Source organism: Paenibacillus phyllosphaerae (genome assembly GCF_014192105.1).
In the GTDB taxonomy this organism is placed as follows: domain Bacteria; phylum Bacillota; class Bacilli; order Paenibacillales; family Paenibacillaceae; genus Paenibacillus_Z; species Paenibacillus_Z phyllosphaerae.
Genome location: NZ_JACHXK010000001.1, coordinates 670,491 through 694,360 on the forward strand (window position 1 = coordinate 670,491; position 23,870 = coordinate 694,360).

Genomic DNA, 23,870 nt, shown 5'->3' on the forward strand with positions numbered 1-23,870 from the left:
GGAGCAGGCCTTTAGGGCTTGCTTTATTTTTATGCTGGAGCTTGTCCGGACATGACTTTCTATACATAAAAGAACGGAGAGAGCAAACTGCTCCCTCCGTCTCTTTGAATCTACAGCTTCTGATAGTACACCAGCTGGCTCGATGGGTTGATGACCCATTTGCCGTCGGCATTCTTGCGAACTGCGAATACTTTGTAGGTTTTGTGGCTCGTAAAGCCCGTGCCCTTCACCAGCTCATTCTTCTGCACGACATACACGTAAGCGAGGGAATCCTTGAAGTAAACGATCCGCTCGACTTCGTTCGTTACCTTCACGTCATACGCTGCGAAGTCTGCCTTCAGATCTGCCGAAAGGCCCGGAACCAATCCTGTCTCCGCGTCCAAAGTCGCGATAACAGCGTCCAGATTCTCTTCGTTCAGCGCCTTCTCGTTCGCGTCGATAACGGCTTTGATCGCATCTTTGTCCGCACTTGGTACAGAAGCTTCGCTCGAGAGCGAATCCCAAGGCTTGTTGTACGTCGTCTTGACCGTATCGATGTCGTATACCTTCCACTTGCCGTCAGTGCCCTTCACGACGGAAGCTTCAACCCATTGCGTCGACTCCAGATAGAAGCCTTCGCCATCCTTCTTCGTCGTCGTCTTGAACGTCACGTCGAACTTACCGTCAGCGCCCGGTTTCACGACAAAGTCGCTGAAAGTAGTCGCTGTCTTCGTCAGCTCAGCCAACATCTTCTCCTGCTTCCCATAGTAAGCAAGTACCGGAGAATCGGCAGAGAAGGTGGCAAGGAAGCCTTTCAGGTCGCCGGCGCTTGTCAATTCCTTCTGCTTCTTGAAGATATTGATCAGCTCTTCGGCAGTTGGAGGAACGGCTTCTTCCTTCTGCGTCTCGATATGCGTCAGCACGATCGTACGCGCCACTTGGTCCCAAGTGACCTTCAGGCCGGAAGCCTCACCGACGAATCGAATCGGTACCACAAGACGGTTGTTCTGAACGAACGGCTTGTGCGGAATGGTGTACGATTTCCCGTCGAGCGTCGCTTCGCTAGAACCGACGACCAATTCGAGTTGGTGTTTAGCCGACTTCCCCGTAATTTTCTTCGTGGCATTGTCATACGTGATCGTGAAGCCAAGCGCCTCTAGGATCGGACGAAAATCCACATAGACGACATTCTTAACCGCGATCGGCTCGCCGTCAAACTTCAGTTCCTCCTTCTCGAGGTAAACCTTGATGGGCTTAAGCGGTGCGACAGGGGCAGCCATGCTGACAGAGGCGAATAACAACGAGGAGACAACCACAAGCATGATGGCAATGACAAATTTCCTAGACGGACCAAAGCGCTTCATCCAACATCCTCCACCCTATGTACTTTATATAAAGACCTCTCCGTATGTCGCAAAGACTACATACGGCGGAATTTATCGGAGGGGACTCTTACGTGTGTCATTGGTGGCAAGGAATAATATAGCAGTTGCCAAAAAAAGTTAAAAGCGTTCATAGACCTAGGTGATCACTGATGTTTTTGCCGAAAATTTGGAAAAAATAGTGTCAATGAAAACGCTTAAATTCAGACAAACAATTCGTCGAATCTACAAGGATAGCATCCACTTTTCTGCCAATTCGTCGATTGATGGTTGTATTCGACATGATTTCCGTCGACAAATGCCAACAAATGATGGAAGGTGATTTCGACAATATGGTACTAACAGCCCAAGAATAGGCAATTTCTTTGCATAAAAAACAAAAAGCCCGTTGGAATAACTTATTCCAACAGGCCAAATTCAAGACATCTGAGCTAGCTTCGGTTAGGAGAATGCTAGCCGATTATTCCTTCTTACGCTGCCACATCCCGCTTCTTGAAGACGTACCATGTAACGGCGATGAAGACGATATAGTATACAGCCAGCACGCCTAGCGAGAAGCCAAGCGATACGCTGACCCCTTCCCGTATATCCATCGTAGGCGAGCTGATGTACGGCGTCAGATCCATATGCAGGAACAGAATATAATCGACCCACGCCTTATTCAGCATCGACAGCAGCCCTGTAATCATGCTGCCGCCAAGCAGGAGGAACAAGGAGAGACCGATCGCCAGACCGCCGCTGCGGAACACCGTCGAGATCATGAACGACATCGTCACGACAATGATAAGGTTCACGATCTGGCAGATATATTCAAGCAGCATTAAGGCCAGCGGCGGAATATCGCGATTAACCCCTAGCACCTGCTGCGTCACCGCCTGCGATCCGTCATAGCCGAATAGGATCGCATTCACCGCGAACGTGAAGACGAACAGTACAGCGGCTTGTAAGAGCGCGAACAGCAGGAGCGAGATATACTTGGAGAGCAGAATCTTCGAGCGGCTCCATGGCCGGATGAGCAACAGCTTGATCGTGCCCGCCGTGAACTCGCCCGCTACGCTCTCGGCAGAGATGACGACCGTGAAGATCGTGACGAGCATGAATAGAATCATCGACTCGGTCTGCATCATCGTCCAATTATTCGGGGACTCGCCCATGGTAAGCGCGATAATCCCGATAGCCAACACGAGCCCGACCAGGATACCGAGCATAATCCACGTGCGCACGCGGGTGTAGATCTTCATATTCTCATTACGAATCAGTTGGATGAAATCAAACAACACTCTCGCCTCCCGTAATCTCGAGGAACTGATCCTCGAGCGTTTTGCTCAAGACGCGAATGCTGTAGACCTTAATCCCTTGCTGAACGAGCTCGGCATTCACGGCTGCGACGGTATCCCGATCCGCTTCGATCGTCAGCCCACCCTCGCTCCGCTTCACGCCGAAGCGACCTTGGAGCAGCTGCAACGCGCCTTCCTCCTGATCCACCTCGAACACGACGGTCGATACCGCCGAGGCATCGTTGGCAGTGCCCGCCTGACGGACGCTCTGAACGTCAATCAGCTTGCCCGCTTGAATGATCGCGACTCGATCACACATCAGCTCCATCTCGGATAAGAGATGGCTGGAGACGAATACCGTAATCCCCTCATTCTTGGCTAGCTTGCGCAGATAGTCCCGAAGCTCGCGTATGCCAGCCGGATCCAATCCATTCGTCGGCTCGTCCAGAATGAGCAGCGACGGCTTGTGCATAATGGCCTGAGCGACGCCGAGCCGCTGACGCATACCAAGGGAATACGTTCTCACCTTGTCGTTAATTCTTCCCTTGAGCCCGACGAGATCTACGACCTCATCGATCCGTTGCCTTGTAATACCAGGTATCATCCGCGAGAAATGCAGCAGATTCTGATAACCTGACATATATTTATACATCTCCGGATTCTCGACGATCGCCCCTACATGGCGAATCGCCTTCTCATATTCGGTTCGAATGCTATGACCGCGAATAATGACATCCCCGTCCGTAAGCGCCATAAGCCCAACCATCATCCGAATCGTCGTTGTCTTCCCCGATCCGTTCGGCCCGAGGAAGCCGAACACTTCTGCCTCCGGCAGATCGAGCGACAAATTGTCGATAATCGTACGCTTGCCGATACGCTTGGTCACGTTCTTCAGCTGCACGACCGAACCATTTGGTATTGGCCGATCCATGTACTTTCCTCCCGTCAACGCAAGTGCCCTTAACCTGCAGCACCTAAGCCCCATCATTATACGGTATACAGGAAACGTTTGGAAGTTCGTTGTGTGGAAGTTTAACAAAAATTAATGCCTGCTACCGGTCGTAAGACCGCCATAGCAGGCATCGGGACTTGATTATAGGGAAGCTACCATCGGAATATGTACAGCGAATGACGCAGCCGGTGTCGAATCGCCATATCCGCTATCTGCCGGCTTGGCCTGCGGCAGATGCAGCACACTTGCTTCTTTACTTGATTCCGTCGCATGTTCCGCTTCCATGCCGTTAGGATTCACAGCGTTCTCCATGCACACCGTGCAGCAGCCGAGCTTCTGCACGACACGGTAGAAGGCTGTCTGGAATACCATATGCGCCTGCTCGAATGCCAGCATCTCCCCACAACCCACACAACAAAATCGTTCCTTCTGCACCACGATCATCTCCTTCGACCCCGTTATCTATACTACTATATGTATCAATTTCGCGATTTATGTTACATTACGTATCAGATAATTTAAGATTATGACATTGATCGATAATTGTCAATAACGAACAACGAAAAATCGCAAAATTTGTCGTGTATACGCTTACAATTAACGTTAAAAAGAAAAGGCTATTAGCCTTCTCTTAGCGAATCTCTTCGGCTATGCTTCTCTCTACAGTCACACATCGCCATACTGTTTCTTATAGTAGGCCGTATATTCACCGGACTTCACCCTTCTCCACCAGTCTTCATGAACTGTATACCATCCCACCGTCTCTTCAATCCCTCGGTCGAACGTATAGGAAGGCTGCCAACCAAGTTCCGACATCATCTTCGTCGGGTCGATCGCATAGCGGCGGTCGTGGCCGAGCCTGTCAGGGACATAACGGATGAGCGATTCCGGCTTATTCATCAATTTAAGCACGCGCTGCACAATATCGATGTTGTAACGCTCATTATGACCGCCAATATTATATACTTCACCAGGTTCGCCCTTATGGAGTACCAGATCAATGGCTGCGGCATGATCACGGACATGCAGCCAATCGCGCACATGTTTGCCATCCCCGTAGACGGGCAACGGAAGATCATCGATAGCGTTGGTCACCATGAGCGGAATCAACTTCTCCGGAAAATGATACGGTCCGTAGTTATTCGAGCACCGGGTAATATTCATGTTGAGCCCATAGGTCTCATAATAGGCTCGCACCAGCAAGTCTGCGCCAGCCTTGCTCGCAGAATAAGGACTATTCGGAGCTAGCGGTGTCTTCTCGGTGAAATAACCAGTCGCACCTAGAGTACCATAAACTTCATCTGTCGAAATCTGGACATACTTCGCAATCGAATGCCTTCTAGCCGCTTCCAACAGCACCTGCGTCCCGATCACGTTCGTACGAACGAATACCGACGGATCGGCAATGCTGCGATCGACATGCGATTCCGCCGCGAAATTGACAATCGTATCGAGCGTGTATTCCTTCAGCGTACGTTCGACTAGAGCGGGGTCTGCAATATCACCATGGACAAAGTAATAATTCGGATGATCCTCCACGTCCGACAAATTCTCCAGATTACCGGCATAGGTAAGCAAATCCAGATTGACGATGGTATAGTCCGGGTATCGCTCCACCATGTAACGGATAAAGTTGCTGCCAATAAATCCGGCACCTCCTGTAACGAGCAAGCGCATCATCGTTCTCCTACTCCTCTCTTATCCCTTAAGCACAACTATCCTCTTAACGATAAGATTATGCCGGGAACCTCATTCCCGACAGGGATGATTAGGAAAATAATCGCGAGCTTCGAAGCTTCCAGGAGCGAATGCTAGCCGCGGGCGTCCATCTGGTTGGACCAATACCTGTCCATATCCGACACACGCTGATACAACTCATGAATGCGGACATGCTGAGGGCTCATCAGCCGTAACTTATCGTTCAACGCCCTTACAATCGCTAGCCTCGTCTTGTGATCCGGCAGGAATGAGCACCCATACAGGAACTGGTTGTCCTCCTTACGGCGCCATTCAATATGGCCGATTAATGCGAACTCCCAGTCCGCCAACTTGAGCTTGATCTGGATGGCAAAATCATTGCTCACCGGGAATCGAAGATGCGTCGCAAATTGCATGCCTATTGGGCTAACGTTATGTACATCCACCGTGATCTCACCGGACTGCACCTGGCTTCCGAACACATTGTAGATGGAAATTTTCGCTTGCGTGCCATCCGACAAGCGAATCCGGACATGCCTCCGGTAGGTGAAGTCCTTGTTCAGCTTCATGCTCGTAACCGCTCCCTGAACGACAAATTTACTTTGTAAGATACAATTCGTATCTGTATAGACATCGAAAATGATCCCGCTTTACACACTTGACATAATAAAGGGGATATCCAACTTTATATTCTCTTCATAATGATACAATCTGTATCCATAATTGTCTAGGCTGCCAACGAATGAATCGTTCGACAAGAATTGACCGATTCACCCTGCTTCCTTAGATGCGACCTAATACTAAGAAGTTTGCCTCATCTTGCTCGCTTCCCCGCGGACTGACAGTTTGTTAGCAAACGTATTTACGGTTATGAACTTGTTCATCTCTTCGTAACCGGTAATATAATAGGGGCCCGAGCGGAGCCAGGCATGCGCGATCATCTTCCCCGTATGGTCCTTGGCCGTTCCGAGATAGAGCGTGCTCTCGATTCCCCTACGCTCTAGCATCTTCATCGCGGCCATCGCCATCACCATACATTTGCTCTCCCACGGTGTATGTTTGGCCATTGTGCGAACAGATCTGGAGACATAACCGAGTGTTCGTTCCGTTGTTTCGTGATGCTCATGGCTCGTCTCCTCACGTTCGATTCCCAACGTCGGCGCCACTTTAGCGAATTGCCTTGCCTTCAGAATACGCGCCCAGCCCAAATACAGGAGGGCCTCAAGTAGGTAGAGTTTCATCCGATTATTCATGGCCAGCAAGTTCTTGATCTTCCGTAACAAGGCAAACGCCTCCTTTCATTTCCCGAGCAATGAAGGGTGTATCATTACACCTCTTATTAGTTACATATTGTATCACACTTTAGTGCAAATGGGTAGTCGCTGCACCAGCAGCCCCAACGTAAAAAGCGCCCGCACGCTCATGGTGAGCAGTGCGGGCGCTAGGCCATTACTTAAATCTCTTGGTACTTCAGCGTGTCATTGGATGGATCCGCGACCCACTGGCCATTCGCACCCTTAGTCAGACGGATGACGGTCGAGATACGGTTGTCCTTGAACGTGCTGTTCACCAGCTTCGTCTCGGTCTTGATCTCGGCATACACATAGGCAAGCTCATCCGTGTAGGACACAAGAACCGCTTTCTCCAACGTTGTCGTTACCTCAAGGTTCTTGAAACGCTTCGTGTAGTTCTCTTTGAAGAGGTTGAAATAGGGCGAGTTCTGATCCCATGTTGCTGCCAATGCATCAACATTCTCCTGATTTTGCGCTTTGATGTTATTCTCAACCACGGCGAGGACTGCTTTCTTGTCCGCTTCCGCCACATTCGCCTGTTCGACGAATGGTTGTTCATTAAGCAACTTCTGGTCGGAAGTCGTTCTTGCCGTGAGCAGCCATTTGCCTTCGCTGTTCTTCGTAATCGTCGATTGAACCTTGTATTCACGATCGATGTAGAAGTCTGTGCTGCCTTCCGGCTTCTTCATCGTCATCGTGTAGGAGAATTTGATCTCCGAATCCGTTGCGCTGATGATCTTCAGGTCGCTATAAGCGTTATCTACCTTAGCGGATGTCGGCAGGTAGTACGTGATAGCTGCTTTCGTCATCTCGTAGTTCTCCATCTTCGGATCGTACAACGCCAGGTAAGCTTCAGCGTTATTCGTGTTCAGCGCCTTGAACAGCTCGTCTGTAAACGTCGTTGCCAGCGTCTCGTTCGACAGAGCCGGTTCAGTCGGTTCTTGCGGGATCGCCGTCAGTTGAACCGCACGCGCCTTGGCATCCCAGACCACTTTAAGTCCAGCCGTCTCACCAACGAAACGAAGCGGCACCAGTACGCGGCCTTCAGCGAACAGCGCCTTGGCATTCGAGAATGCCTTGCCATTCACCGTTGCACCTGTAGTCTTGAGCGTAATATTCACTTTCTTGTCAGCGGATACAGCCGTCAACGTCTTCGTTTCATTCACGAAATTAATCGAGTAGCCCAGCTTCTGGAACAGCTGCTTGAACTGTACATAGACCGAGTTATCTTTAACGGTCGGCGTGACATCGAATTTGATCTCCGTGCCATCCAACCAGACGCGAATCGGATTAGCCTGCGCCGCGAAAGCGGCACTGCTTAGTGCAGATACGAGCATGACGATGAGTAGCATCGAGGTGAGAAATTTACTGAAAAACGACTTCTTCAACATTTTTCCTCCTTATGTCTCTTTCTTTTACAAATGTTTTATTCCGTAACCAATTTATCCTATTAAACTATTATTTGCCATAATTACAAGGATTCATATTATTAGGAATTAATACCTATATCCTTAAGCATTGACGCCGAACTGATAAGAGAGTAGTCGGCTGAACTCCCCTTTGGTCTCCTTGGATAGCTGGACATAACCGCCTTGTTGAATGATTCGCCCGCCCTCCAGGACAATAACCTGATCAGCATCGCGAATCGTCGACAACCGGTGCGCAATGATGATGATGGTCATTGAACCTTTCAACTGATCGAGCGCGCGCTGAATCTTCGCTTCATTCTCGGAATCTAGCGCACTGGTCGCTTCATCCAAGACAAGAATAGAAGGCTTGCGCAAGATTGCTCTGGCGAGAACGAGCCGCTGCCGCTCTCCGCCCGACAGACGGATCCCGCGGTCGCCAATAATCGTATCGAGGCCTTGCGGCAGTTTACGAATAAATTCGGCCGACGCCGAGAATTCGAGCGCTTCCCACATTTGGGCTTCCGTTGCATCCGGCTGAGCCATCCGCATATTATCCTTGATGGAGGCATGGAAAAGGAACGGATCTTGAGACACATAACTGACCGACTGGCGCAGCGCAATGCGTTCCTGGTCATTCAACTGCCGGCCGTCGAAGGTCACCATTCCGCTTTCCGGGCGGATCAACCCGATGAGCATATCGATAAGCGTACTCTTACCTGCTCCGGATTTACCGACGATCGCCGTTGTACTGTTGACAGGTATCGTCAGATTTATATCATGTAGCGCATAGGCCGAAGCACTGCCCTCATAGCGATAACTGAGATGCTGGCAGGCGATATCATGCCGAATGCGTAACGGTTGTTCGTAGTTAGACAGCTCCAAGGATTCGAGTTCGCGCGCTTCACGGCACTCCTGCTGCAGCTCGACTAAGCTTTTGAAAGCCGGAAGAGACTGAATGATCTGCTCCAAGCTGCTCTGTATGCCGGTGAATTTAGGCCACAGCCGCGAGAAGATCAGAATAATGAGCAGCAGTTCGCCGCCTTGTACCTTGAACACTTCGAAGGACAAGAAAACGAAGAGACCAATAATAAAGGCCGAGGTCACCTTATAGAAGAGCTGAGAGGTCGTCTGAAGCCGGGCAAATTGATTGAAATTACGTTCGAGCTGGATACAAATCTGGCGGAACCAATGATAATGCTGCTGTTCGAGCATATTCGTCTTAATATCCTTGATGCCGTTGAAGTGATCCGTAATACCGGCAATATAGCTCTTCGAGAGTTCCGTTGTTTCCTTCCCGAGAACCTGTGCCCGCTTCCTGTATCGTTTGGAGAATAGAGCAAGGCCGATGCCGCAGATAATGACAAACACGGTCAGACTAGGGGATATAAACATCGCGAACGCGATTTGGACAATCGTGAAGATGAAGGTGGTGGCCAGCTTGAGGGCCATACTCGTACCAGAGATAATACGGACAAGTTCCGTATTGAGGATATGGTTAATATCGGATTTGCGCGTACGAAGGAAAAGCGTCCAGTTGGCCTGCAGCAGCTCCCGATACGTATCGAGACGCAGTTGCTTGATGAACGCCTGCTGAATCTGGCTGTTCAAGATCGTCTGGTTCCGTTGGATAACGGCTTGCGCTACAACCAACGCAACATAGAGCAACAGAATGCCGAGCAGCTGATAGTTGCCTGGGATCTGCTTAATCCAATCCGTTACTTGCGTAATATAGGGTATGCTAGCTGTTTGCATGTTCGTAATTCCGGTAATGCTGAGCAGTGGAGCGAGCAAAAAGATCGCAATGCCTTCCAGCGAGCTGATGAGCATCATGCCGAAGAAGTTAAAATAGAGCTTCACGCCCGATACGTGGTGCATTCGCTTCAAGAAAATCAATAGTTCCTTCAATGTCGTCACCTTCTCGCCTTTCGTTCCACTGGATTACATCGGAATTCGAACCATTCGCTTGATCCCACTTATACCGCCTCGACTAATTGCTCGCTCTGAAGCTGCTTCAAGAAAGACTCCACTTGCGCTGTGCACTCGTCCATCCCGATCTCATATTCTTGCGTTAGCGCCTCAACCAGTTGATTCACGGTCTGTGGCTGTTCAAGCAAATCCCAGATCCGTCCGCCGATCGCGCCTAGATTATAGTACTTGCCGGTCTCAACGCGCATCATCACTTTCTCGCCATCCATGTTGCTGGCTAGGCTTCCTTTGGATTGAACAAATTGTTCTGCTACTGTACTCATGCGACTCCCGCTCCTTTATTCGCTTTGGATAAGACAAAATCAACTAGTTGCTCTACCGTGAAGACTGACTCCGGCCGACGAATGCGGAACATCTCGATCTGACTGGCAATTTGCGCCGTCAGCTGGAAATGCCAATCCATCTTGCGCATCAACGGAATCAGGAAATTGCGGTACGTATGGAATTGAAACACGGGAAGCTTCTGCAGCCCTTCAATCGTTAAGAGCTCCAACTGGTCGCCTTCCGTCTTGTTTAATTCGAAGATCCCGCCAAGAGGAACCGATTCCCGATGGTAGTGTTCGGTTACAGGTATCGCGAATTTGGTTAATTCTTGATACAGCGGTTGGTACTGCTGGTCATTCATGCCCAGTCGATCCAGACTCTCCTGCCACAGCTTCTGCTGAGGGTATGAAGGAGTAATCAGAACTTCCTGTGTTTCTTCATTTATGGTGACGGGAATAACATCATCGCTAAGAATACGGTAGCCGCGGCTAATTAAGGCTGCAGCAAGCGTTGATTTGCCTGCGCCGGATTCACCAACAATGAGATAGGCCTTGCCGTCAATCTCGATTGCGCTGCCATGCAGGGGTAACACATTGCGTTGAAGCAGCAACACGCCCATAGAGGTACCTAGGGTGAAAAGTCGTAGCTTGTCCTCGTCATAACCTTCCAAAGTGGAGATCTTGATGTGCGTGCCATCCTCAATACAATAGAGCGCAGTATCTTCAATACAGAAGTAGAGTTTGTTGCCATCTACAACGAAGTCATTAGTCGTGACTCCGTATTTCTGCCATTCTGGATTGAGGTCAGTGAGGAGAATGTCTACATCGACTGGTTTAGATGGATCCATTGTAAGTACAAGTTCCGGCATAGCAACCTGGCTACGGATTTGCAGCCCAAAGGCTTCATAGATGTATGATTCCGTCATGTAAGGATGAACCCCTTTACTTAGTCATTAATGCAAGGTTCCTCTGTGGAGCACTCGGCTTCACAGAGGAACACAAGACAAAAGAATTAAGTATTAGCCCGATTAGCTCATATCCGGAAGGGATGGAGCTGGAGCAACGATTACGGAACCTGGGTCAGCAGAGTCCGTGATGTCGAAGTCCTTATCCACGAAGATGTAGTCGATATATTTTGTACCGACACCCGCCATCGTGTTGTTCACATCCAACGTCTCCAATACTGGAGCTTGCCACGCTTTTTTAGCCATTTGCATTCACCTCCTTTCAAGAGTGTACCGATTCATTCACAGCCAATGCTTCTTGAAGAAGCGGTACAGAACAAGCCCTCGCATCAACATTCGCATATCCATATCGAAAGCGAGATCTGCACGAGGCTGATGCTCGATCCGCGCCAATGTGCCTTCTAAGTAAGGCACATTCAGATATTCACGCATCTCGGAATGATAAAGCATCTCACGCACTTCCTGCACGAACTTAGGCCAGTCTGGAAGCATGCGATGAACCCAATCCGATCCTTGTACACCACGGTAACGTTGGTTCAGCCGGACCGTATCCGGTAAGATCTGCTTCGTTGCACGCCGAACTAAGGAACGATCGATACCGTCCTGGATGAATTGTTCCAATGGCAGAGAGAGGCAGAAACGCACGACTCTTGGATCACACGTTGGATCCCGTTCCAACAATCCATAATGAACGGAGAGTTTCGTGCTGTTCGTCCCTTGCATACTGAAAATCGCTTGATTGTTGAAGTGGCTCCTGCGCTCCTCAAGGATCGAGGAGGCAAATCCATCAATACCGACATTATATTGCCGGAGCCGTTCGTATACATCGGTTTTGCGGGCGAAACCAGAATCAATTAAGGATGGGGATTCGGTTGCGGCTTCGCGCTTAGCAGCCCGATCGAATTGAGGGAAGGCATACCGGCCAAGAACAGGTAACAGTCGTTTGCGGCCGACACCCATTCTCCGGCTGTAACGTTTCAGTTCATGATGCAGCTTCAGCCATTGGAATCGCTTGAGCAGATAGACATAATAGTCGATTGCTGAACCCCATGAGATGGTATGGTTACCGCGTGAACCCGTTAGCAGTACGCCGATGTTTTGGGATGCAGCCTGTTCGAAAATGCCTTTAATCCAGAATGAATTTTCCAAGAACTTGTAAGGCATTTCCATTAACGCGAGCCAGTCATCCATCTCGGAATAGGGACTTCTACCATCGAAGTCAAGATAATGATCTTGAATATTCCCGACATGCTTCACGGTCTCGTGTATGAAGGGCCTTTCGTCAGGTACTCGATTACGCGGTGTCCATGCGACGAAGTCTTGGGGAGGGATATAGCTGTAGGTAAGCAGCGACTTGTGCTGCGCATGGAGTGTTGGAGCGGCAAAGCCGACGACGCTTCCCGAATCAAGCCCCCCGCTTAAGTTGGAGGCAACTGCCCGATTGGTGCGAAGCCTCGAAGTCACCGCCTGACCGAATACCTCTCGAAAAGCTGCCTCATAGTCCTCGTTGGATTTCAACCGCAGCGTCTCTTCCGGTTCGACCGTCGCGTATCTTTGAAGTCTTAGCTGCCCATCCCTAACGATGAAGCTATGAGCCGGCGGCAACTGCCGGACGTCCTGATAGATCGTCTGATGAGGGTCAACCGAATCCAAGACAATCGGAATCGCGAGAAAATCGGATATCCAAGAATCGTTCGGCCGCCTTGTCATACCATTCAGTGCGAACAAAGGCTCGATCATCGTACTAAAGGCAAACTGTTGCTCGTGCTGTACGTAATAGAGCGTCCGATTTCCGAACAGATCACGAGCGCCGAACAACGTCCGCTCCTCTCGATCCCAGATCACGAAGGCATAATCGCCTAGCAGATATTGGGGCACGTCTGATCTCCACTTCGCATACGCGAGCAAGATCAGCTCACAATCCGTGATCGCCTGCCGTTCCGCACGAGGAACATCTAACTTAGCGAATAGTTCTTCCCGGTTATCCAGGATGGCATCTGCAGTAATCACCAGATTTTGTTGCTGGTGCTCAAGCGGATTCGGACGATTCACTTCTTCTTCCGTTATGTATCGCTCGGCGCAGCCTAGCCAGACTCCATAGCCTTGCCAAGCGAGCTGCCGATCTGCGGTATACTTGTATATCGCTCGATGCATACTCAAGCTGTTCTCAAAGGACACGGGGTCATGATTCATGTTCAGAATGCCTGCGATGACACTCATAAGTCCTCCTGGTCCACTTGCTCTCTTAGACGTGTTGTAATCGTTAAGTGTTACACTACGTAATGTAATTATAGCGTATATGATACGAATTGTAACTAGTAAAATGCTGAAAATCGCGCGTTTTAGCAAAGATATAAGTTATTAAACAAATTCCAGTAAAATAAAACAAGGTTAGACAAATAACATATTTCTTGCGGTATCGATTATGAAGTTTTTGTCATGACGAGGAATAGAGTAACTATCTCTGAATTGACTCACCCATTCATAGTTAGCCTTATACCATTCATAGGTTCGCTTCAAACCATCAGTTAAGGGAGTCCTGTGTGCCCAACCTAGGCTGCGTAGCTTATCAGAATTGATAACTAAGCTAGAACCTCTAGAATTCGTGGGTTCTTGTTCTAGTAAGGCTGCAGGCGCCGGATAGCCATACCCTGTGACCAGCAGGTCACCGATCTCCCTCATTGTCGTCCCAATGTTTGTGGATATATTATAGGTCTCTCCATCCTGTCCATATTGCATAACGGTATGTATAGCCTCTAATGCATCATCAATGTATAAAAAATCTCTAACGGCGTGGCCTTGGATATCTAAAGACTGGCCTTCAAGCATACGAGCGATATTACGTGGGATAATTCGATCTGGCAGCTGCCAAGGGCCATACAAGTTGGTAAAGCGAACAATCCTGGCTTTAAGTCCATAACACTTTATATATGTTTGAGTTAGAACCTCACACGCTACTTTAGATGCTGCATATGGCGAAGCTGGATTATAGGGGTCACCCTCACAATAGCTTCGGTTTTCTTCTCCTCCATATACTTCAACCGATGATCCAATTAGTATCGGGATATCATGCTTTCTTGCGAGTTCCAAGACTCTCTGAGTACTAATAACGTTGTTTTTATACACTTCTTCGGGATGATAAAAGGAGAAATCAACGTGTGGCATTGCTGCGAGGTGAATAATGTAATCGAATGTCTCATTATACGTCACTGAATTAAGTGTTAGATCACTTAAAAGTATAGTTGTATATGGTTCTCTCATTAGTCTGTTACAGAAGTCATCCTTATCATGAAGTACAACCTTGCAACCAATTATTGAATGTAAACTAACGGATAAATTATAGCCTAAGAATCCTGATGCTCCTGTGACCAATATTGACTTCATTAGTATCACTCCTTTAATTCTGAAAGGATAAATGATGTCGCAGTTCTACTATGAGAACAACTTACAAATTGATTACAATTGTTATAATATTGTGGGCACAAATTGTATCATTAACAACAATAAAAAAGACAAATAAATAAAAAGCCCGTAACCGAGTGGGCTTCTTATTTATTCATCCTTTTTTTATGATACTTCTATTAACTTAATATGATAATCTATGTATCCACTTTTTATTGGACAAAAAAGCAATCTTTGAACTAGATATAGTCCAAGATAGCCTGAGTTTTTCATGCTAGGTTTTGATACCTTTTCTATATACAGTATATATATACATCATCTAAATATACTTCACTTCCTTGCTGCCACCCCGCAGTATCGAATGTAAGCCTTATAAACAGTGTACCCGCTGGGGGAACGGCTGGGCCTGGCTGCCATCTAATCTGTGTCCATTCCTGTATAGTTTTATGAGTTACTCTTACGTTCGATAAAACATTTTTATTAGAATCTAAGTAACTTAAAGTTACACTTAATGTGTTTCCAACTTCCAACCGTACGATATTTATCCAATATGAGATGTTTATTTTCTGAGGGACTCGATATGGAAGATCAACAAACATTTGTTGTCTTAATGTCGTTTGAAAAATAACCGATTGTTTGCCCTCTTTTGGATTTGTATTACTTATGATAGGTAATTCATACTGTGTTTCCCATTGTCCCAAAGGGTTCGAGCTTTCAAAGCTACCATCTGCTAAATGATTAAGTGAGTTCGCAATACGAACACCTCGAAGTCCATTGAAGTAAGAGGTAATGTTACTTAATAAGACACGTCCTTCACCATCAACTAAAAATTTTCGATTGTAATTATTATAGTCAACTTCAATTGAGCAATTATCAATTAATAAACCACCATAGTGCGTTTCATTTCCTTTAGTCTGATTTACATATCCTATTGAATACTTTTCCCAATTGCCACCCATTAAGATCGCACTTGCCACTATATGGAGAGACCCACCATCACCTGATACGTAGAATTGATTGTCTTGATCGGTTTTATTTTTCGAACACTCAAAATGGCAATTTACAGCAAAGACCCTACCAGCTGTAATTGTAATAGCTCTATAACAATAATCAACTGAAACCTTATTCAGCATTACTGTAGAGCTTCCATTTTCATTTCTCAGCCCTTCTTTTGAATCAAATAGGGTACAATCATCTAATACAATCCTTTCACCATAATTCGTACCCCCGGCTGGAATATACACACATACCCCTATAGGAGAAACAATATTTACACTATGAAACTTCACGATATATGCATTGCTATAAATTCTTACGCCAGTAACAAAATCCCTGATATTTATTCTTTCAAAATAATAGCTATTTAAAACTTTCCCATCTGAACCATCCATATTTATACCAATTACGTTTTCTCGATTAGAACCTCTTAGAATGAGATCCTTTATACCATGTTCATTTTTGTTTGATCCTGTTAAGCTTGAAGTGATTTTAATTGCTTGACCGCTTTGAATTCCAGAACAATCTAATGTACATCCATGGCCATCAATCGTGTGTCTATCGACCATAAATTGCAACTCTGAATTTATTTTATACGTTTTCATTCCATTAAACGAAATTTTATTACCCCCGAGACGATGTGAGTTTACCGCTGCTTGTATAAAAGGCGCGTCATCTGTGACACCATCCCCTTTAGCACCGAACCATTCTGGTGTAATATCGTTTACTTTCATCGAACCATTTATGATACCTCCAGCTGAAATATCAAAAATCCAATCATCCAGATGCGCATCAATTGCACAATTCAAGGTAATGGTTACTCCCGCAGCTGGTTTAAGTCTTGCCTTTCTTCCGAAAACGATTTTTTTGTCTGTCCCAATTGTAAGATTCTTAGAGATCAAATAAGTACCTTTGGGTATAAAAATTGAAAAAGCACCAGTCAGAAATACTTCTTTTATCGCCTCACTACTATCAATTATTCCGTCCCTGTCGGCACCCTTCCATCGAATGTTTACTCCACGATCACTGAATTCTTCGTCTATTGCTTGAAAATTGTCTTCGAGTCTTTGCTCAGTATCTGATAATTTGTGCATACCCATGTTATCCGTTTGTTCTGCGCTCACATCCATTCACCTACCTTATCAACACCATTTATATACATGATATTCAATTAATAACCCAAAGGTGAACTTTGAAATGTACTTCAGATTCTCAGTTTAATCGATTTGATTTTCGGAAGATATAAGACCAAAAAACATTCATAACCCAAAAAAGAAGGAACGTCAATCGATTAGATATATGGGGCTTAATCAAAAGGAGGTTTACGAGGAGGTACTTTTCTTTAACGAACTACCAAAGTAAAGGGTGATATCCATATCGAAAAGTATTAGTTATAGCCCAAACGATATGGACATTTTCACTTTTTTTCATTTTATATTTTATAATCTCTGCTCTACTAAACTAAATTAATTAACAAATCGTTTATCCACACTTTTGTTTTTAAGCTCCATCCTGATTCCATTGTCGCAAATTCTATTTCCATGTAAGTAGTACCAGAAGGTACCACAGTAATTCTCGGTTGATATTTAATGATTTCCCAATCATGTGATTCATTATACTTTTCACTAGAGTCCGTAGCTAATATTTCTCCATTCATATTCAGGCAACGAAATTTAATATAAAATTCATCTTTATTAAAAAATTCCGTCTTTAGATTAAATGATATTAAGGGTTTTTTAGAGGGATCTGACATAAATCTAAATTTCATATTTCTTTTTTGACCCTCTGTACTTGACGATAGAAGAATTGATGGTTTACCTGACCGTTTATTATCTGTATCTAGTGTTGCTGGAAGATAACCAACATGCCTATCCGTAGTCCACTCTGAAAGGTCTCTTTCCGATCCACTGATTGATAATAAATTGATTTGTTTCGCTATTGGTGTTTTTAAACCATTATAATATGCTGATAACCCTGAAGCGACGACCCTACCATTGCCGCTTATTAGAGCTTCCTTCTTATAATTATTGTCGTGAATATCTAAGTGGCAGTTGTTTAAATATAACCCCCCGAAATTCACGGAATTTTCTGTGTTACCTTCAACAACTCCAAGATAATTTCGAGTCCATTCTCCATATATTCTCATAACGCTATTAGAGATATGCAAACTACCCCCATCACCACTTATTTCAATTAATGGTGATTGATCGGCTTTTTCCTTCCCAGTTTCTAAATGTGAAGATTGTACCATAATTGCTCCGCTCTTAATCTTAAAGAAACGAAAACAATAATCAAACGAGCAATTAATAAAATAAATTGAAGCACTTCCAGACTGTGCATTGACCGCTTCTTTTGAATTATAAAATGTTACATTTTGGAATGTTAACCTTTCACCGTAATTTTCACCATCTCCCGGTACCAATACACAAGTACCGTTAGAAGTGGTAATGGAACCATTTGTAAATTGATTACCCCAAGAATTACTCCCAATTTTAAGGCATACAACAAAGTCCACAATAGAGAATCTATCCATTGAATAAAAGGATGTGTAGCTAGTTTGGGACGAAAAATCCACACCTACAACTCCAGATCTGTTAGCTCCTTTAATAATTACTCCTTCAATTCTATGCATATTATTTCTCGGAGAGTTATTCTTACTACTTGATCCAATTAATTTTATTGCAGGTGAAGACGTCACTGAAGAAAAATCTAAAGTAGCTGTACCGTTATAACATACAAGATTGACCTTATCTGCGTGAATACTAATGCCTTTTTCAATTTTATATGTTTTCCCTGCACCAAGGATAATCGTACCGTTACCCTTTTCATTAACTATATATAACGCCGCCTGTAAAGCTTCAGTATCGTTTTTATATTTACCTCTGATTTCATCAAATAAAATACCAAGAGGGGAATAAGGGTTTAAAGTATTGGCTTCAGCATGTTCATTTTTAAAAGGCAACATTGTAAAAGCCCCAATACCTGCTATCCCTAAGCCAATAAGTGCCTCCCTACGACTAATTGGGCCAGTGAAAAAGTTTTTCTTCAATTTTACCTCCTTAGTTAGCTTTATATGTCATAACGTATAGAAGGGATTACATAATTATGTAACCCCTTCTCTATAACACTTAAACTACATCTTTAGAATACTGCTTCTCAGTTTGAAAGACAGGTCGGCCTACTGGATAGTAATTTAGACCTGTTTTCTTGATTTGTTCAATACTGAATACGTTTCGACCATCAACAAGAACCGGTTGCAGTAGAGCAGCTTCTACTTCGGACAGATCTGCTTCTACAAACTCGTTCCATTCAGTTAATAGACACAAAGCGTTACTTCCACGAGCTACTTCTAATGCATTTTCGCACCATTCAATAGAAGGATGGTCTAAAATTCTGCGGAAACTTTCCATTGCAATTGGGTCATACACTTTAACTTTAGCCCCAAGTTCAATTAAGCGATCAATAACTTCGATAGCTGGTGCCTCACGAACATCGTCCGTCTCTGGTTTGAATGATAGTCCCCAGATACCAATTGTTTTTCCATAAACATTATCTATTGCATGAAACAATTTATCTAACACTCCATAGCGTTGATGACGATTTACTTCTACAACCGCTTTAAGCAGCTTGAAATCATACTCTACATTACCAGCTATTTGAATTAGCGCTTTAGTGTCTTTGGGGAAGCAAGAGCCTCCATAACCTATACCGGCCTTCAAGAAAGATGAGCCGATTCGACGATCAAGCCCCATTCCTTTAGCAACCTCAGTTACATCAGCACCAACTTTTTCGCAGATATTGGCAATTTCATTAATGAAGGATATCTTAGTTGCGAGAAAAGCGTTCGAAGCATACTTAATCATTTCAGCACTTCGAATATCGGTAACAACAATCTCTTTTGTAAGGGGACGATGTAATTCCGTGAGAAGCGCACTTGCTTGTTCACTCTCAGCCCCGATTACAATTCTGTCAGGATGCAAGGTATCTTTTACCGCAGTTCCTTCTCTTAAAAATTCAGGAAGTGACGCGATATCAAATTGTCCTTTGAAATGATTTGCAATAATCCCACGTACATGTTCATTCGTCCCTACTGGAACTGTACTCTTCACACACACTACCTTATAACCATTCATAGATTGAGCAATCTCTTTAGCGGCAGCTTCAATATATTGCATGTCAGCCTCACCATTAGGGAGAGGTGGGGTGCCTACTGCAATTATGACTAAGTCTGCGTCTACCATAGCATCTGAAATTTCATTAGTAAAACTCAGTCTACCAGCTTCCATATTCTTGATCATGAGTTCTTGAAGGCCCGGCTCATAAATTGGCACTTCCCCGTTCTGTAACATAACAACTTTTTCCGGCAATTTATCTACACATTGAACGTTATGTCCAAGTTCCGAATAGCATACTCCAGATACAAGTCCTACATAGCCTGTTCCAATTACTGTAATATTCATTAATGTTCCACTCCCGATTATTTTATTAATTATATTTTTAATAGCTCATTTCCAATATTTCTGACCAATCAAGTGCTAAGCGAACAATGTCTTCTTCTACTAGCTCAGAACCAGTTTGCACCTCAATAATTTCCATCTCTTGTATTGCACGAATACTATGTTTAGCCTCAAGCGGAATCGAGATAACGTCGCCAGCTTTTAATAAAGATACTTTTCCATTCAACACCATCTCACCCAGACCTGAAATTACAGTCCATACTTCATTTCGTTTATTATGATATTGGTAGCTTAAATTTCTACCTTCAGAAACACATATGCGCTTAGTAAGAACCTCTCGGCCATCCGGATATTTTATATAATCAAGCACACGATATCGGCCCCAGCGTCTTTCTTCATACATAGGCCTTTGATCTTCGAGTTTCATCACTTCTTTGATTCGAGGACTGCTGTCTTTATCAGAGACTAAAATCCCGTCTGGACTAGCAGCTACAATTAAATTAGGCGAGCCAATTACAGTAATTGGTATATCAAGTTCATTTATTACATGTGTATTAAAACTGTCTTCTGTTACAATTCCTTTACCAACTAAAGGTTTTTTAATTTCTTCCGTTAATGTGTTCCATGTGCCCAGGTCCTTCCAGGAACCTTTGTAAGAAGTGACCACTACATGCTTTGCTTTTTCAACTACTGCATAATCAAAACTTATCTTTTCAATCCGATCATATTGTTTCAGTAGTTCATCATACTGAATTGGTAGGCCGCGACTGATCAATTCATTGATCACATATTCAAGTCTGAAAGCAAAAACCCCGCAGTTCCAAAGCGCACGTTGTTCAATCAACTGTGTCGCCTTTTCCTCACGGGGCTTTTCAATAAAACATTCAACCTTACTATATTTCGTTCCATTTTCCATTACATTTTCGTCTGCAGGTACTATATACCCGAACTTCTCAGAAGGATGATCTGGGGTTACGCCGATCAGTCCAATTTCAGCTTCAGTATATTTAACAACTTCTTCAAGATCCTTTATCTTTGCAAAGAAGTGGTCTTCCACATATGGATCCACAGGAAGAACAAAAATAACTTCGTTTAAGCTAACACCTTTTACTGAATATAAGTAACCCGCTGCTAATGCAATGGCTGGAAACGTATCTCTTCTCTCTGGTTCCACAATAATTTCAATATCGTGCCCCAACTGACTTTGCAACATTTCCACCTGTGGTCTGCTAGTCGCTAGGATTGCAGAATCCTGCAATTTGGCGGACTCCAGTTGTTTCCAAACCCGTTGAACCATTGAATATGGTTGGCCATCTTGTTCATCGAGAACCTTTAGAAACTGTTTTGAGCGGATATCGTTAGATAATGGCCATAACCTTTTACCCGAACCACCTGACAATAGAATTACCTTCATTACGCTTCCACTCCCATACTTATTGTCTTTGTATTTATTTCAATTTTATCTATAAGTGTTTTAATATTGCTTTCAAGGTTTTTCATAAAGATTTGTTCATTAAATGTCTCAGCATGCTTACGAACAGAATTGCTATCCCAATTCCGTTCATTAAATGACGACAAAACGTTTGCTAATGAATTAGCATTTTGTTCCTTAAAGAATAGACCATTAAGTCCTTCTTTAATGGTATCTAGTGCACCACCTTCATAATATGCAATAACCGGTCTGCCACATGCATTAGCCTCCAAAGGAGTAATTCCAAAATCCTCAACACCAGGAAACAATAGAGCCTGACATCTTTGCATATAATAAGTTACTTCTTCATCACTTCTTCTTCCAAGAAACTCAATTGAATTCCCAGCTAGACCTTCAAGTCGTTTCCTGTCTGGCCCTTCGCCTATGATAATAAGACGTTTATTAGTTCTGGTACATGCTTCAACCGCAATATCGATCTTTTTATAAGAAACTAGTCTTGAAACGATTAAGAAATAATCTTCTGGTGGATCATTTGCAATAGAGAATCTATCTACGTTAACAGGTGGGTAAATTATTGGAACATCTAAGTTATAAATGGTTCTAATTCTCTCTTTAACTACAGTTGAATTTGCTATCAATTGATCTACATTTTTAGAATTTTTCTTATCCCAACTTCTTAGAGGATAAGTAAGTAATTTAGCTGTCTTCTTTACGAAATCTGGTACATTTACACCTTCCATATATCCTTCAAAATCCCAAGCAAAACGCATTGGAGTATGGCAGTAGCATAGGTGAACGCTACCCTTTCCTTTTTTCACACCCTTTGCATATGCACTACTAGAACTTAGAACGAAATTATATTCCGTCAGGTCTATTGTTCTGAAGGCAAAAGGATATAACCAAAAGAAGAGCTTAAATCTTTTCATTATTCCAGGTATTTTCTGCATAAAAGTTGTATGTATAACTGCGTCTTTTAATTCCGGTAGCAGCTTATTTTCATCAACAATAGACGTATATATCGGAGCATCTGGAAAAAGCTTCCGGAATACACCTACGACTCGTTCAGCTCCGCCTGCTTGATTCAAATAATCATGCACAATAGCAACTTTAATACCATTATTCATTTGGCCACTTCCCTTGAATGCGCGGGATCAATACTTCTTGAAGCATCACCCTGCAATACATTTTGATAAATATTCTCAACCTTCTCAGCTGTTTGCTTAATTGAGAAATTTTGTTCAGCATTTAGTAATCCATTATCACTTAATCTCTTCATTAATTGAGGATCATTAAACAACTGACTCATTAAATGAGATAACTTTATATATTCTGATACTGGGTACATCATTCCGTTTATTCCATTTCGAATTATTTCCGGAACGCCCCCTGCTTCAGTCCCAATAACCGGTGTCCCTTGTGACATCGCTTCTATAACTACTCTCCCAAAGGGCTCATTATCTGAGCACAATAACAAAATGTCTGAGGCACAACAAATTTCTAAAACATCCTCTCTAAACCCTGCAAAAATGACCCGATCTTCAATCCCTAATTCATATACAAGGGATTTTAATGTTTCAAAATATAATTCATTCTCTTTCCTAAATTTCGCTATTCCAACTATCCAGAGGAACACTTCTGTTCCATCCTGGATTAATTTTGCAGTAGCACGAATCGCATCCTCTTGTCTTTTCCATGGCGCGATTTGACCAATGATTGTAGCTACTTTTGCATTTTGGGGAGTACGCAGTTCTTCTCTAATTTTTTTACGGTAGTCTTGTTTTTCTTGATCACCTATATATGTTAATTCCACTCCGTTATGAACTAAATATGATCTAGCTTTCAATGAGGAATCGCTGAAATTCTCGAGAACAGATTTTGAAATCCCTATAAAACCTTCCGCGGTAATCCTACCAAGTAGTTTAACCGCTCTTCCTACAAGGCCTTTTGGCGGAATATCTCTCATATGCCAGATAATAGGTGTTTTGTGATACCATTTAAATAATCCAGCCATTATACCTGCTCTTATTGAGTTTGCATGTATAAGATCAATTGGTTCCTTTTTCAATATCGAAGCCAATTTCCAGCCCGCAGCAAGCATACCGATCATATCTTTGATCAGTAAAAAGGGATTCTTTCGAAGGCGTGCTCTATAGCTTGGCGTAGGCATCACTCTTATACCTATTGACTGCGCTCGTTCAAGAACTTCTCCTTCTGGGGCAAAAATAATCGGCTCTGCTTTACTAAAGTGTTTTGCTGTTAGTAACATACTTATTTCAGCACCACTTACTGCGCTCGTATGGTTATAAAATGCAATCCTCATATTTTAGCCCTTTCTACTTGCTTTTCTAAAACAAAAGAGATCAGCAGTTATTGCTGATCT

General features: G+C 44.2%; 20 protein-coding genes. All 20 read right to left on the reverse strand.

Annotated elements, in window-relative coordinates; all coding sequences use genetic code 11:
• Positions 1-110 precede the first annotated feature (110 nt).
• On the reverse strand, positions 111-1,343 hold the full coding sequence (locus tag FHS18_RS02820; protein ID WP_183596715.1) for a copper amine oxidase N-terminal domain-containing protein: 1,233 nt from the start codon (positions 1,341-1,343) through the stop codon (positions 111-113).
• Between the two features lie 488 nt (positions 1,344-1,831).
• Entirely contained in the window at positions 1,832-2,638 is an 807-nt protein-coding gene (locus tag FHS18_RS02825; protein ID WP_183596718.1) for an ABC transporter permease, read from the reverse strand.
• Positions 2,631-3,569, reverse strand: a complete 939-nt coding sequence (locus FHS18_RS02830) for an ABC transporter ATP-binding protein (RefSeq protein ID WP_183596720.1) — start codon at positions 3,567-3,569, stop codon at positions 2,631-2,633. The genes FHS18_RS02825 and FHS18_RS02830 overlap by 8 nt, the downstream gene beginning before the upstream one ends.
• Before the next feature lie 162 nt (positions 3,570-3,731).
• Positions 3,732-3,986, reverse strand: coding sequence for a hypothetical protein (locus FHS18_RS02835; protein ID WP_183596723.1), 255 nt, complete (start codon positions 3,984-3,986; stop codon positions 3,732-3,734).
• Positions 3,987-4,256: 270 nt separating this feature from the next.
• A complete protein-coding gene (gene rfbB, locus FHS18_RS02840; protein ID WP_183597341.1) occupies positions 4,257-5,267 on the reverse strand; it encodes a dTDP-glucose 4,6-dehydratase in 1,011 nt (336 codons plus the stop codon).
• A 134-nt stretch (positions 5,268-5,401) separates the two neighbouring features.
• Positions 5,402-5,857 (reverse strand): PilZ domain-containing protein, encoded by a 456-nt coding sequence (locus tag FHS18_RS02845; RefSeq protein ID WP_183596726.1) that lies wholly within the window; start codon positions 5,855-5,857, stop codon positions 5,402-5,404.
• Positions 5,858-6,088: 231 nt separating this feature from the next.
• Entirely contained in the window at positions 6,089-6,541 is a 453-nt protein-coding gene (locus FHS18_RS02850; protein WP_183597343.1) for a lasso peptide biosynthesis B2 protein, read from the reverse strand.
• A gap of 200 nt (positions 6,542-6,741) precedes the next feature.
• A complete protein-coding gene (locus FHS18_RS02855; protein WP_183596728.1) occupies positions 6,742-7,971 on the reverse strand; it encodes a copper amine oxidase N-terminal domain-containing protein in 1,230 nt (409 codons plus the stop codon).
• A 120-nt stretch (positions 7,972-8,091) separates the two neighbouring features.
• Positions 8,092-9,894, reverse strand: a complete 1,803-nt coding sequence (locus tag FHS18_RS02860; protein WP_183596732.1) for an ABC transporter ATP-binding protein — start codon at positions 9,892-9,894, stop codon at positions 8,092-8,094.
• 68 nt (positions 9,895-9,962) lie between these two features.
• A complete protein-coding gene (locus tag FHS18_RS02865) occupies positions 9,963-10,238 on the reverse strand; it encodes a lasso peptide biosynthesis PqqD family chaperone (RefSeq protein ID WP_183596735.1) in 276 nt (91 codons plus the stop codon).
• Positions 10,235-11,164, reverse strand: coding sequence for an aldolase (locus FHS18_RS02870; protein WP_183596737.1), 930 nt, complete (start codon positions 11,162-11,164; stop codon positions 10,235-10,237). Before FHS18_RS02870 ends, FHS18_RS02865 begins: the two co-directional genes overlap by 4 nt.
• A gap of 102 nt (positions 11,165-11,266) precedes the next feature.
• Entirely contained in the window at positions 11,267-11,449 is a 183-nt protein-coding gene (locus FHS18_RS35330) for a paeninodin family lasso peptide (RefSeq protein ID WP_183596740.1), read from the reverse strand.
• A gap of 36 nt (positions 11,450-11,485) precedes the next feature.
• Complete coding sequence (locus FHS18_RS02880) at positions 11,486-13,423, reverse strand: asparagine synthetase B family protein (RefSeq protein ID WP_183596743.1); 1,938 nt, start codon at positions 13,421-13,423, stop codon at positions 11,486-11,488.
• A 171-nt stretch (positions 13,424-13,594) separates the two neighbouring features.
• Positions 13,595-14,587 carry an NAD-dependent epimerase/dehydratase family protein gene (locus FHS18_RS02885; protein WP_183596746.1) on the reverse strand — a complete coding sequence of 331 codons (993 nt, stop codon included), beginning with the start codon at positions 14,585-14,587 and terminating at the stop codon, positions 13,595-13,597.
• 311 nt (positions 14,588-14,898) lie between these two features.
• Complete coding sequence (locus tag FHS18_RS02890) at positions 14,899-16,725, reverse strand: hypothetical protein (protein WP_183596749.1); 1,827 nt, start codon at positions 16,723-16,725, stop codon at positions 14,899-14,901.
• Between the two features lie 332 nt (positions 16,726-17,057).
• On the reverse strand, positions 17,058-18,650 hold the full coding sequence (locus FHS18_RS02895; RefSeq protein WP_183596752.1) for a hypothetical protein: 1,593 nt from the start codon (positions 18,648-18,650) through the stop codon (positions 17,058-17,060).
• Between the two features lie 79 nt (positions 18,651-18,729).
• Positions 18,730-20,061, reverse strand: coding sequence for a UDP-glucose dehydrogenase family protein (locus FHS18_RS02900; RefSeq protein WP_183596755.1), 1,332 nt, complete (start codon positions 20,059-20,061; stop codon positions 18,730-18,732).
• 37 nt (positions 20,062-20,098) lie between these two features.
• Positions 20,099-21,472 (reverse strand): sugar phosphate nucleotidyltransferase, encoded by a 1,374-nt coding sequence (locus tag FHS18_RS02905; protein WP_183596758.1) that lies wholly within the window; start codon positions 21,470-21,472, stop codon positions 20,099-20,101.
• Positions 21,472-22,614 carry a glycosyltransferase gene (locus tag FHS18_RS02910; protein WP_183596761.1) on the reverse strand — a complete coding sequence of 381 codons (1,143 nt, stop codon included), beginning with the start codon at positions 22,612-22,614 and terminating at the stop codon, positions 21,472-21,474. Before FHS18_RS02910 ends, FHS18_RS02905 begins: the two co-directional genes overlap by 1 nt.
• Entirely contained in the window at positions 22,611-23,810 is a 1,200-nt protein-coding gene (locus FHS18_RS02915; RefSeq protein ID WP_183596763.1) for a glycosyltransferase family 4 protein, read from the reverse strand. The genes FHS18_RS02910 and FHS18_RS02915 overlap by 4 nt, the downstream gene beginning before the upstream one ends.
• Positions 23,811-23,870: the final 60 nt, after the last annotated feature.